12 protein-coding genes are annotated in these 10,981 nt (G+C 56.3%); 4 read left to right on the top strand and 8 right to left on the bottom strand.

The window, feature by feature from the left end:
* Nucleotides 1–562 precede the first annotated feature (562 nt).
* The 5 genes from J2Y63_RS34860 to J2Y63_RS34840 form a co-directional block, all read right to left on the bottom strand.
* Nucleotides 563–2,617 carry a putative bifunctional diguanylate cyclase/phosphodiesterase gene (locus J2Y63_RS34860; protein WP_435269758.1) on the bottom strand — a complete coding sequence of 685 codons (2,055 nt, stop codon included), beginning with the start codon at nt 2,615–2,617 and terminating at the stop codon, nt 563–565.
* A 261-nt stretch (nt 2,618–2,878) separates the two neighbouring features.
* Nucleotides 2,879–3,721, bottom strand: a complete 843-nt coding sequence (locus J2Y63_RS34855; RefSeq protein WP_435269757.1) for a DUF1206 domain-containing protein — start codon at nt 3,719–3,721, stop codon at nt 2,879–2,881.
* Nucleotides 3,722–3,871: 150 nt separating this feature from the next.
* The gene (locus J2Y63_RS34850; RefSeq protein ID WP_435269756.1) at nt 3,872–4,192 is read right to left on the bottom strand and encodes a hypothetical protein; all 321 of its coding nucleotides are present in this window, start codon (nt 4,190–4,192) and stop codon (nt 3,872–3,874) included.
* Nucleotides 4,192–4,368, bottom strand: coding sequence for a hypothetical protein (locus J2Y63_RS34845; protein ID WP_435269755.1), 177 nt, complete (start codon nt 4,366–4,368; stop codon nt 4,192–4,194). The genes J2Y63_RS34850 and J2Y63_RS34845 overlap by 1 nt, the downstream gene beginning before the upstream one ends.
* Nucleotides 4,369–4,439: 71 nt before the next feature.
* Nucleotides 4,440–5,177 carry a DUF1236 domain-containing protein gene (locus tag J2Y63_RS34840; RefSeq protein ID WP_435269754.1) on the bottom strand — a complete coding sequence of 246 codons (738 nt, stop codon included), beginning with the start codon at nt 5,175–5,177 and terminating at the stop codon, nt 4,440–4,442.
* Between the two features lie 235 nt (nt 5,178–5,412).
* Here J2Y63_RS34840 and J2Y63_RS34835 point away from each other — a divergent pair, with 235 nt between their 5' ends.
* On the top strand, nt 5,413–5,850 hold the full coding sequence (locus J2Y63_RS34835) for a hypothetical protein (protein WP_435269753.1): 438 nt from the start codon (nt 5,413–5,415) through the stop codon (nt 5,848–5,850).
* Here J2Y63_RS34835 and J2Y63_RS34830 read toward each other — a convergent pair.
* The 3 genes from J2Y63_RS34830 to J2Y63_RS34820 form a co-directional block, all read right to left on the bottom strand.
* Nucleotides 5,847–6,506, bottom strand: coding sequence for a response regulator (locus tag J2Y63_RS34830; RefSeq protein ID WP_435269752.1), 660 nt, complete (start codon nt 6,504–6,506; stop codon nt 5,847–5,849). The genes J2Y63_RS34835 and J2Y63_RS34830 overlap by 4 nt on opposite strands.
* Nucleotides 6,503–7,939: a sensor histidine kinase gene (locus J2Y63_RS34825; protein ID WP_256120284.1), complete on the bottom strand. Its 1,437-nt coding sequence runs from the start codon at nt 7,937–7,939 to the stop codon at nt 6,503–6,505. The genes J2Y63_RS34830 and J2Y63_RS34825 overlap by 4 nt, the downstream gene beginning before the upstream one ends.
* 135 nt (nt 7,940–8,074) lie before the next feature.
* Nucleotides 8,075–8,482 (bottom strand): DUF1236 domain-containing protein, encoded by a 408-nt coding sequence (locus J2Y63_RS34820; protein WP_256120283.1) that lies wholly within the window; start codon nt 8,480–8,482, stop codon nt 8,075–8,077.
* 177 nt (nt 8,483–8,659) lie between these two features.
* Between J2Y63_RS34820 and J2Y63_RS34815 the strand changes: the two genes are divergently transcribed.
* The 3 genes from J2Y63_RS34815 (at nt 8,660) to J2Y63_RS34805 (ending at nt 10,451) form a co-directional block, all read left to right on the top strand.
* A complete protein-coding gene (locus J2Y63_RS34815) occupies nt 8,660–8,977 on the top strand; it encodes a PepSY domain-containing protein (protein ID WP_435269751.1) in 318 nt (105 codons plus the stop codon).
* A 24-nt stretch (nt 8,978–9,001) separates the two neighbouring features.
* Complete coding sequence (locus J2Y63_RS34810) at nt 9,002–9,595, top strand: general stress protein (RefSeq protein ID WP_435269750.1); 594 nt, start codon at nt 9,002–9,004, stop codon at nt 9,593–9,595.
* A gap of 193 nt (nt 9,596–9,788) precedes the next feature.
* Nucleotides 9,789–10,451: a BA14K family protein gene (locus tag J2Y63_RS34805; RefSeq protein WP_256120280.1), complete on the top strand. Its 663-nt coding sequence runs from the start codon at nt 9,789–9,791 to the stop codon at nt 10,449–10,451.
* Nucleotides 10,452–10,981 lie beyond the last annotated feature (530 nt).

Below are 10,981 nucleotides of genomic sequence, written 5' to 3'. Positions count from 1 at the left end.
CAAACACGTCAGGAACGGGATGCTGTCGCCCGTCGAGTTCGAGAAGCAGCAGAAAATCTAACCCGAGGGTGTCTACGAAACTCGGGGCTATTCAGGTGTCTACGAAACTCGGGGCTATTCACGGTGTAAAAGAAAATGGCTATTGAGGCATGCCAGTGCTTACGACGTAGGCCTTTACCCACATAATCGAGTTTTGCTTCCGCCAGGTCTGTGTCAAATCTGCCAAACGAAGAAAACCAATGGCCATCACCCCAGTGAAAGTCACGGTGAAGCATGCTGTTTTGGTCGAAAGACACAAGTCCATTACGGAATCTACGTCGGACAGAAGATTTCGGGCCCTGAGATTGAGCAACAGCATCACCGGAAGCAGCTCTTTTTTTGCATTTAGTCGAACTGGCCCGTGGGAGGTCGTCCAAAATCGTAGAACGGTTGACCTCGACGTTACCGCCCGTGCGTCCACTGGGACAAAAAGCCGATAAACACGGAACCAGATACGATCGGCAGCTTTAGGTCGGGTCATATGCCTAGGCGAGCCACGGAAGACATTTCGAAAACGTGCCGATTAGCCGACCAATTGTTGGTGTGCCTTGAAGTACCGTCGTGTGATTTCTGTTGCATCGACTGGTTTGCTGAAGAGGTAACCCTGGAGACGGTCGCAACCCGACAGGCGAACGGCAGTAGCCTGCGCTTCGGTCTCGATTCCTTCTGCCGTTACCGGCAGATTCAACGCGTTCGCAAGGGCTACCGTTGCATGCAGCACGGCTCCCCCATTGCCCTCCTTGTCAAGATTGAAGACGAGGGAGCGGTCGATTTTCATGCTATCAAATCCGAACTCTCTTAGTGTGCCAATACTGGCATAGCCGCATCCGAAGTCGTCGAGTGCGATCTTGACCCCCAGTTTCCGCAATCCATCAAACGCTCGCTTTGCCTGGGCTGGATTAGAGATAAATACCCCTTCAGTTACCTCGATTGTCAGTCGAGCGGGGTGGAAACGATATTCCTCAAGGACCTCTTTGATCTGCCTGCAGAGATAGGGGTTTTTTAGTTGAAGAGGAGAGATATTCACGGCTACCCCTATAGACGGCCATCGTGCACTCTCTCGAATTGCCATTCGCAAGACCTGAAGACCGAGTTGATCGATCAAACCGGCCTTTTCAGCGACGCCAATAAAGGTCTCTGGCGATATCGATCCTCGTGTCGGACTGCTCCAGCGTGCGAGAGCTTCCACGCCTCCGATCTCGCGGGTGGATGCCTCGATCAATGGTTGGAATACGACGTGGATTTCGCCTGCCAGGAGACCCAGGCGCAACTCTTGCTCGAGTTCAGCATGCCAAATCGCTTCTTCGTCCAAGCCGGGTTCGTATTCAACCGCTACACCTCGCCCGACGCTCTTTGCCCGGTATAAAGCGAGATCAGCGCGCCGGAGAAGTTCGGTGCTGTCCAGCGCACCGTTCCCGGCCCTTGCCCAGCCGATACTGCCACCGATCTCTATCGTTCTCCCCTCGATTTTGAACGGTATCGATAGCGCGCGGAGGATGGTTTCATGCACGGTGGAGTTGGATCCGATATTATCGGTTGCGCTCAGTACCGCGAATTCATCGCCACCGAGACGTGCCACGATAGCGCTTACAGGAAGGCCCTCTAGGAGTCTCACGGCAACTGCGTTAATCAGTTTATCGCCAACCGGGTGTCCCCACGCGTCGTTAACTGGTTTGAAGCCGTCAAGGTCAAGGATATATAGGTTTGCATTGGATCCTCCAGTCTCGGGACGTAGCATTTCATCGAGCTGTTCCAGGCACCCAGCTCGGTTCCAAAGGCCTGTAAGGGCATCATGGCGTGCCTTGTATCTAGCGACCTGTTCACTTTTCCGCAGGCCACGAAATATCAATAGTCCGCAGATCATCACAGCTAGGAGTACAGATACGAGCACTATTGCAGCTAGGATGATCGTTGGCCGCGCACGATTATAGCTTGCAGTCCCAGGATGCATCGGCGGCCACGTCACCCTTCCGATCTCATGGCCGTCAATATCCAGCACGTCTGCATGCAGCATCGCTGGGTTTCCCGGCCCAACCTCCACTGCAAGACCTGCAATACTGAATGTCCGAGCGATCTCGGCTACGACGTTCGCACTCATCTGCTTAGAAAAGAGGAGCACGTTGGCGTTTTTCATGTCAAATTCGGCATCATCGGCTGGCTGAATTGCCGCCGCGCCAACAAGTGCCATCCCCTCGCTCGTTTTTGCAAAAGCGACAGGGAGGTCGTCCGCGGCATATTCAACATCACGCGCGGTGGCAACGATTTTGGGAAGCTTACCGAGAAAGAAACGCTCAACAGCTTCGTCGGTCAGGGTTATGCCCTTATGATAGGCCATTAAGGCGCTACCTGCCGCGTCTAAAACGATTGCGGTATCATACAATGGGTAATCAGCGGTTGTGGCTCCCCAGTTTTCAGTTGCCCAGGCCTGCGCTCCATTTCCCTTAAGGCTTAAGTAAGCGTCGTCCCAATAGGCGTTGTCTCTGACGGTTGCGCCCAGTTGTTTTCTCAACGCGTCTAAAGCGCCTTTCGCTGCTGCGAGCGCGCGCATATCGTCCATCTCGTCAGCCGATGCAGCCATGGAGGAGATTGCGCCTGACACGACATATGCTAGTCCACCGAGCGTTGATAGAATTAGTGCGCTCGTCATCGAGACGGCAAAAAGGCGGGCGCGAAGTCGCGGAGTAACGGTCATAGTCAATCCATGACGACAAGGATGCCCACACATCGGGCGGTTGCTCGGCGTCATGCCTGCGTTCAGCGTCAGCCGGCAACCGTAGTACAGGTAACTGAATCGTCCGTTAAGCGAGCTCTGTACGGTAGCGGACCAGACGCCCAGCTTTTACCGCCGGGGAGGGCAATCTTCTAATCCGGACTGTTCGTTCGGCGAAACCGCTTTTCGCGCGTCACCCAGATCGGGCGTGTGGACCAACCGATACCGTGCCTCGATAAGATTGTATCCGCCAAATGAGAATAGACCTGGTGCCGCCAGTACATAGAGGATCCCTCCAAACGGCAGTTGACGCAACCAAATGAGTGCATCAGCAAGGCTGCCTGCTTGTTGAGGATCGAGAGTGAACGCCGCATAACAGAAGAACACACCGGCGACCGCAAACAGGACGCCGCGAGCGCCAAGCCCGTACACGCAGATGATTTTTATCAGCGTGCTACCCCTTGCCTGCGGTTCAAGGTATCGCTCGTATTTTCCCATCACGCCTTTTGCGACCGTGACCACGCCCCCGACCAAGAAACCGGACCCGATCAACGCTGCGAAGTAGCGACCAAACGGTTGCGCCATTGCCCAACCGGCGAGGTCCTTTTCACCGTCGGAGCTTCGTGCAGCCGCAATGCCAAACGCGTGGTCAAAGCTGTAGTACGCGAGGCTTATGTAAACCGCCGCGCTGCCAAACAACATGGCCCTGACCGTGTAGCCCTTGAAGTCCTGCTCGTGATTGTCAGCGTTAGCGATCGATTGCGCCAGTCGCCAGGCCACGAACCCAACAAGGCCTAAGCCAATCAGCCCAAGCCATAACCGGCCGAATGGTTGGTCAAGCAGGGAATCGAGCGCAGATTTCGTCGTCGCAGTTCCCGTGTACAGTGCCAAAGCCGCCAGAAGAAGGAACACGATCCCTCGAGCGACATAACCACTGCGTGCCAGGATTTGAAAGCCAATTCGTCGATTCATGGGTCACTCCCCGTGTTCGCGTTGGAACGCGAAAGGAGGCGTCTGGTTCTCTCTATATCGTGAGACCGGCTGTCAAACGCTCAAAATTGTGAATGCTGCGCCAGCGTCGTCGTCGTCCTTGCCGCGTCTTCGAAAGCGCTTCCGCACTGGCTACTTTACCTCCCCCGTTCGTGACGGTTCGCTTGCGCCGGCACGATCTGCTCTCGCCATGAGAATTGTCTCGATCTTTCCAGCTGGGACATCATCGATGATCTTGATGGTGCCGGACTGGTGGAGTTGAGCGAGCCCCTCCGGGATCGGGACGTTGCTGGCAGCTAATATTGCCTTGATGTCCTCAATCGTCTGCTCGAGCGAAGCGATCGTTGGTTCGTTGTTCTCCAACCGTGTTAGGAGATACCGATAGAGAGACCTGCTCATTTGCCTGAACTCCAGGGGTGTTGTGGACATATGTTCGAACGCGAGGGACAACATCACGGGTTTCCGTTAACGTCCGAGGCCAGATACACCTTCGTTGAAGGCGGCGGGATCTCCACACCCATAACAGCAAGATAGGCGGAAATTCCAAGCATGCAGAAGACAATAATTCCTATGGGGAAGCCTACGTTGAACTCTTGATCGGCCGATTTATCGAACGCGCGTTTCGTCATAACTTAGTTCCTTTCCGGAAGTGCGAAGGGGCGGTGATGCTCGCCCCTTCTCAAGGGTCTCAACTCGTCGATCACGCGGCGATAACGTAAACCACCTCCAAAGTGCCAGGTTCGACGATGATGATGCGGCCATCGGCCAGCACGAAATATTCGTAGCTGCGGTAGGCCGGTACGATTTCGATGATGCGGGACGGCAACGGCCGAAGCTCGACCGTCCTGGGAACGATGACGCCGACATTGACCTCGATATCGAGATCAACGGGCTCCGCCTTGGTCTCGACGATCACGTTGCGAATCTCTGTGCGCTGCTCGGTCGTAATATCGATGCTCGCCGTGATTTCGTTCGACGGCTCGCTTGTCGCGGCCTCATTGGATTGCTCGGTGGCTGGCGCGTCAGCCGAAGCTTTAGCATCTTTTTCGACAGTTGCGGCCGTCGAGGGTTGCCCATTGGCGTCAAGCTGTGGGGACTTGGCATTGTCTTCGTCCACGCCGCTACCCGCCGATCTGGCTGTCTCGGAGTTGCTGCCGCTGCTCTCGGACTGCGCAGAACTTTCGGCTACAGAACCGTTTTCGAGCTTCTTTGACGCAGCAGCATCGGCGCCAACTTCACTTCCCTCCACCGACGTGTTCGCGCCGGCCCTTGTGTCCACCTCGCCGGACGCTCCGTCCTGGGGGAGAATCACCTTTGCACCGTTCTGCGACGTGCCGGCGCCATCTACGGATTGGTCCTGTGCGATGGCCATTCCACCCATGAAGGCAGTGCTGCCCAGCAGGACAGCAGCGATCGCTTTTCTCGAGACGATATTCATGAGGCTCATTCCTTCCGTTTGTTGCTCTGCGCGCTTAGAATGCACACGGAGCCGTCAACGGAAGACCGCTGGCGGTGTTCCAGGGATGAGGCTTCTGCCGAAGAGGACAGGACTAAAGGCTTTCCCAGACTGGACCAATGGACCGGTCATTCCGACATCAGTCCCAACTTCAGCCACATGAATGAACGTATAATGTTCTTGCGCGTTTCATCGGCAAGAACGCAGGATGTGTATGATGAAGCCCTACAAACCCGCAACCGCCGTGTTAACGATCAGCATCGCCTTGGCGGTCGCTGCAGTACCCGTTCATGTCAGGTGGAAGGCAAGCGTCCCCTCCATCACGCTTGCCAGCGCGGATGCGAAGAACGGCGGCGGAAATGGCGGCGGCGGGGGCGACAAGGGGGGATCTGATAGCAAAGGCGGCAAGGGCGAGTCCGACGGCAAAGACAAGGGGCCAAATGGCTCCAATGGCAAAGCAAAGGGTCGCGCTGCCTCCGTAACCAAGAAGGAAGTCACGCCCAATTCCGTTGCCGTTCGCTATCGTAATGGCTACCAGGAGCAGGTCGTCAAAGGCCGCTTCATCATGAAAGATCCGAGAGGTCGAACAATTGTCAACCGAAGGGCAACCGCGCAGGACCGCACGCGCCTTTGGCTCAAGACGATCGTGCCCTAACCAGCGGATGGCCGGTGCGTTTCAACTGCATCCCGGAAGGCCATCGCTGCCTCGGTCCGGTTGCTGACGTTCAATTTATTGAATATACGCGTCAAATGATGTTTAATCGTCTTCTCATGAAGATCGAGATCGCGCGCAATTCGTTTGTTGCTCAACCCCGCTGAGACAAGGCGCAGAACGGCGTGCTCGCGCTCCGTCAGCTCCCCAATCCCTACTGGTCCTGCAGAGGCCGCTGTGTGCGACAGACCTGCGATCATCCGCGCGGATAGGGTTGGCGACAGGTACATCTCGCCGCCCTGTACAGCGCGCAAGATTTCCGAGAGCATTCGAGATCCGACACCTTTAAGCACGTAGCCCTTGGCTCCGAGCTTCAAGGCCGTTGCGATATCTGAATGAGCTTCCGATACGGTTAGCATGATGATTTTTTGCGCCGGCCGTCGGTCCAGGATCGAGGCCAAAGCATTGAGGCCACCTCCCGGCATCGAGATATCTAACAGCATGACGTCGGGATCAACCTGTTGTGCGATCGCCAGGGCATCGTCACAACTTCCGCCTTTACCGACGATGTCGTAACCACCGATCTCGATTAAGCAACTCGCTACCCCCTCTCGGAAGATGGGGTGGTCGTCAACGACCGCAACGCGGATGGTATTCATGTCGATGTCTCCATGTCGTGGAGCGGCAATCTCATTGTCACTATTGTGCCAGCGGGGGCAGTCGCTACGCTGAATGCACCACCTAGGCTTTCAACTCGGTCTCTCATTCCGGCCAAACCGATGCTGCTACCACCTGAGCTCTGACGTAAGAGCCCAGGCCCTGCGTCGCCGACTTGGACCTCGATCCCATCACCATAGGGCGCTATGGCGATCCACTGGCCTACCCCGGCAGCGTGTTTGTAACCGTTGTTGAGAGCTTCCTGAATGAAACGATAAATGCAGATTTTTGCCGCTATCGGCAAAATCGAGACTATAGCACGATTGTGTAGTTCGACTGCCGTGCCGGTGCGGGCGCCATAGCTGTTTAGCAACTCTGCCAACATCTCTTCGAGACTGATTGATTCGATATGCGGCAGCACCAGTCCGCTGCATATCGTGCGTATCTCAGTCATAGCCTCATCAAGACTGGTCTTGATGACACTGACTTCTTTCTCCCGGCGTTCCGTGGAAGTGGTGGGATCAGTCAACAGACCGCTATCGACACGCAAAGCGGCGAAGGCGACCAGTTGCGCCGGACCGTCGTGGAGGTCTGCTCCGAGATTGCGAAGATAGCTTTCGTTCAGGGCAGTTGTCGCAGCGGCTGCGCGCTGAATTCGAGACTTCAAAGCGTCATTTTGGCTGAGAAGCTGTGTGAGTTCCGAAACGCGAGACTGAAGCTCCCTACTTTGGTGGTCGATTGTCCTGCTTCCTCGGAAAACGATTGCTGACAGCGAGAGAAAGAACGCAAGCGTGACAGTCGCCACCGCGCTCCAACTCTGCCATCGGGCGACGGACAGATCCGCCTTCAAACCCTGTGCAACTTCGTAAAATTCCGTGACAGCAACAACTTCACCGGACCATGGTTGCAGAAGCGGGCTATAGATCTCGAGCAGCGGAAGGCCAGACTCCCGCTCGGCCGCACTTTCGATATCGTCGAGTTCGTCGAACTCGGCAACAAGCTCTCCGCCGAATGCCTTTTTCAAATCCTCACTTGGCGTAAACTGTCCTCCGATTTGAGACGGGTCACTCGAATACAGGATCCGGCCGTCACGAGCCCATAGACGAAATGCTTTTAGCCGCTCGCCCAACGGACCTTGCGCAAGGGTTTCATCAAGGGCGCGGCTACTCGTCTCATCGAGAATATCGTTGCTCGCCATATCAGGGAGGAGAGGAGCAATTATGCTATCGACATATAGAGCTGTGGCAGAGGCGGCATTACGAGTAACAGTCTGCTCGATAAGCTGTGTCACGAATAACCCGACAAGGGCCATCGCCGCCAGGGAGAATGCGCTGCCGGCGATGAAGAACTGCCGGGCGAGGGTTTGACGCCCCCAAAAAGAATAGTGGGAGGTCGGTCGTTCCGATCCTGTACACGCGGGATCCGATGCGTTCACGCGCGTTAGCACCTCCTGTTCCCTTCGCCTCCATACAACGCACTACCCAAAGATGATCCGACAAACGAGCAAACGGGGAGTTAGTTCCATGTGGGGGACCGCCTGCCGTCGGTAAGGATGGCAGGCGGAGTTGCGTCAGTTGAGTACCTGCACCACCGTGTAAGTGCTGGGATCGACGATGACCCTCTGCTTGTTTACCACAGCGTAGGCGTAGGTCGGGTCTTCCGGGATCGGAGTCAGCACCACGGTCTTGGGCAAGGGCTTGCCGACTTCCACCACTTCCTCGACGACGATCGTCTCGGATGGGATAGGTTGCTGCTCGACATAGGTAACCACCTTGCGCGGCGGCGGGTCAAGCGCAGTGCCTGCGATAGCGCCGACAACACCACCGACCACGGCGCCTACCGGACCGCCGACGACTGCACCAGTTACCGCGCCACCGGCAGCACCGGTAACGGCGCCATCATTATCGTCATCGGCCATCACCGGTGATGTGAAGAGAGCGGCTGCGATGGCAGCCGATGCAAGAAGGTTAAGTTTCATTGTTCCACTCCTTTAGGTTGGACGGCAAAGGAAGCGGTTTGAGTGAGGAAGGTTCCGTCGTCGGACCAATGCCGATCCGATAGGGACAAAGGTCTGATCCGCGCGCCAGACCGGAACTATTTTTTCGGCCCGTCATTTTTACAGCGCGACATAACCCTTGGAAATGAGGACGTTACCATGAAAAAACTTCTCCTAGCCGCAGCGCTTGTCGGTGCGTCGACCTTTGGCGCCTTTGCTCAGACGTCTACCACTACGACGACGGAAGGCGACACCCCGGCGGTCGCCACACCAGATACCAAGAATGCGACCGCGCCGGTCGAGGGTGCCAATAGCTTCACCGAGGACCAGGCGAAGGAACGCATAACCGAAGCAGGATATGCGGATGTCACCGGCTTGACTCTCGATGACAAGGGTGTCTGGCAAGGCAAGGCGATGAGGGACGGTAAGGCTGTGGCCGTCGCGCTCGATTATCAGGGCAACATCGTCGCCAAATAACCTTCACGATTCAGGAGATTTCCAATGAAAACCGTTACCGGACTGTTCGACGAGTATTCGGATGCAAGCGCCGCCGTCAGCGCCCTTGAGGCACGAGGCGTTCCTTCAAGCGATATAAGCATCGTTTCCAACAATGCCGCCAAGCGACATGGCAATGACAACAATGCCGCGGAAGGTGCGGGCACGGGCGCCGGTATCGGCGCTGCCGTCGGCGGCGTCGGCGGTTTGCTAACAGGCCTCGGAATCATGGCTATCCCGGGCGTCGGTCCAGTTGTCGCGGCGGGGTGGCTCGCGGCAACGGCCGCAGGTGCCGTTGCGGGAGCTGTGGCTGGCGGCGCAGCCGGTGGTCTTATCGGCGCCCTGACGGAGTCCGGCATTCCTGAGGATCATGCGCATGTCTATGCGGAAGGTGTTCGCCGCGGCGGAACGCTGGTGACAGCGCGCGTGGACGAGAGCGTATACGTGGAAGCGGAGGCCATACTTCGCCGGAATAACTGGGTCGATCCGACCGCCCGTCGCGCGGCCTATACCGAGCAGGGCTGGTCGCGCTTTGACGACAGTCTCGATCCCTATGGACCGGCGGAGATCGAAAATGAGCGGCTACGATATCGCCGCTAGCTTATAAAGCAGGCGGCTCTGGAGCCGCCTGCCATCGTCGTCGGGATAATGCTCAAAAAACCGGAGAACAGTCATGAATCGCATCATTTACATTGTTGGCCTCATCGTCGTCGTCCTTTTAGTTCTTTCATTTCTCGGCCTGCGCTAAGCCGCCAAACGCGAACTACGCCGGGCGCTCCATGGAGGTGCAATTATGAAAACGTTGGCGGCCCTAATCGCGGGCCTTCTGCTTTCAATTTTTACATTTACAGTCGGGGTGCTCGGTTCCGTTTTCTATCTATCAACACCTGAACAGGCTTCGATTTCAGAAACTTCCGAAATATCGGATTTGTGGACCACAGAGCCCACCGTCGTCACGCGCAACGAGCAACAGCTGGAGCGAGATGCTGCTCGCCAGGAATCTGTTTTGCACACCGGATCGATCAGCCCCGACATCGAGAGCGTTGAACGAGAAGTTTTATCGAATGACGATTCGGACGCGCTGGTTTCTGGCTCGATCGACCAACAGGACAACCAACGTGCCATGACCTTGCCGCGCGAACATGTGCAATGGTGCGTGTCGAGGTATAATTCCTACCGAGTCGACGATGGCACCTATCAACCCTACCACGGTAAACGCAGGCTTTGTGTTTCTCCCTACATTGCAATTGATAGCGAAATGCCTCTTGAGGAAAATGGAGCCGCCGACGAGGTGCTTTCGAGCGCACGCCGTGCGCTTGGCGACACGGTTGTGACAGAAATCGTCGCGGACTTGGACAGCCATGTCTACAGGTGCAGCAAGCGCTATAGGTCTTACCGCCCTGAAGATAATTCATACCAGCCGTTCGACGGGGGCCCCCGGCGTCAGTGTCGGTAAAATCAATGCGACCTGGCGACCGCCAGTTTCCATGCTCAACTTCAGCGTCGGGCGGAATACGGCGAACGCTAAGACGAGCCCACAGGAGGCTATGTACGGTCAGCATATCTTAGCGCTAAAGTGGGTATTTGGATCACTGAAGCGTTGATGTCGGCGGTCGGGCCTGCAGACGCCCAATCGAATGGTCATAACGCATGTCTGTTTCGCTCCGGACCAGTCGGTCATCAAACCATCTGGCGCTCAGCAAAAGTCTCGGCCTAACGGTTGTCGTCGAGTGCATCGATCCGAAGCACAGCGAGTTCGCGTGACCGATAAAGCTCCCGATTCGTGCCGCAATCTCGTGTTTCATCCTGGTCATCAACCGCCACGACTGTGTAATTGGCCCAGACGCTCCGGGAGATCGCGTCGCTTTCAGCGTACACGGCGTCGAACTCTTCGTAAGCGCCGTCCTGACCCCACCTTCCGGATCAGCTTATGATTGTCGATGTTCAATCTCGAAAGAGGGCTTGGACATATGTCGATTTCAGAGC

The organism is Shinella sp. BE166 (genome assembly GCF_051201095.1).
Lineage (GTDB): Bacteria > Pseudomonadota > Alphaproteobacteria > Rhizobiales > Rhizobiaceae > Shinella > Shinella lacus.
This window is presented reverse-complemented; position numbering and strand designations above follow the sequence as displayed.

Excerpts from the sequence above, each read along its gene's own strand:
- J2Y63_RS34860 (WP_435269758.1), bottom strand. The coding sequence starts at position 2,617 with ATGGCTGCATCGGCTGACGAGATGGACGATATGCGCGCGCTCGCAGCA.
- J2Y63_RS34855 (WP_435269757.1), bottom strand. The coding sequence starts at position 3,721 with ATGAATCGACGAATTGGCTTTCAAATCCTGGCACGCAGTGGTTATGTC.
- J2Y63_RS34850 (WP_435269756.1), bottom strand. The coding sequence starts at position 4,192 with ATGTTGTCCCTCGCGTTCGAACATATGTCCACAACACCCCTGGAGTTC.
- J2Y63_RS34845 (WP_435269755.1), bottom strand. The coding sequence starts at position 4,368 with ATGACGAAACGCGCGTTCGATAAATCGGCCGATCAAGAGTTCAACGTA.
- J2Y63_RS34840 (WP_435269754.1), bottom strand. The coding sequence starts at position 5,177 with ATGAATATCGTCTCGAGAAAAGCGATCGCTGCTGTCCTGCTGGGCAGC.
- J2Y63_RS34835 (WP_435269753.1), top strand. The coding sequence starts at position 5,413 with ATGAAGCCCTACAAACCCGCAACCGCCGTGTTAACGATCAGCATCGCC.
- J2Y63_RS34830 (WP_435269752.1), bottom strand. The coding sequence starts at position 6,506 with ATGAATACCATCCGCGTTGCGGTCGTTGACGACCACCCCATCTTCCGA.
- J2Y63_RS34820 (WP_256120283.1), bottom strand. The coding sequence starts at position 8,482 with ATGAAACTTAACCTTCTTGCATCGGCTGCCATCGCAGCCGCTCTCTTC.
- J2Y63_RS34815 (WP_435269751.1), top strand. The coding sequence starts at position 8,660 with ATGAAAAAACTTCTCCTAGCCGCAGCGCTTGTCGGTGCGTCGACCTTT.
- J2Y63_RS34810 (WP_435269750.1), top strand. The coding sequence starts at position 9,002 with ATGAAAACCGTTACCGGACTGTTCGACGAGTATTCGGATGCAAGCGCC.
- J2Y63_RS34805 (WP_256120280.1), top strand. The coding sequence starts at position 9,789 with ATGAAAACGTTGGCGGCCCTAATCGCGGGCCTTCTGCTTTCAATTTTT.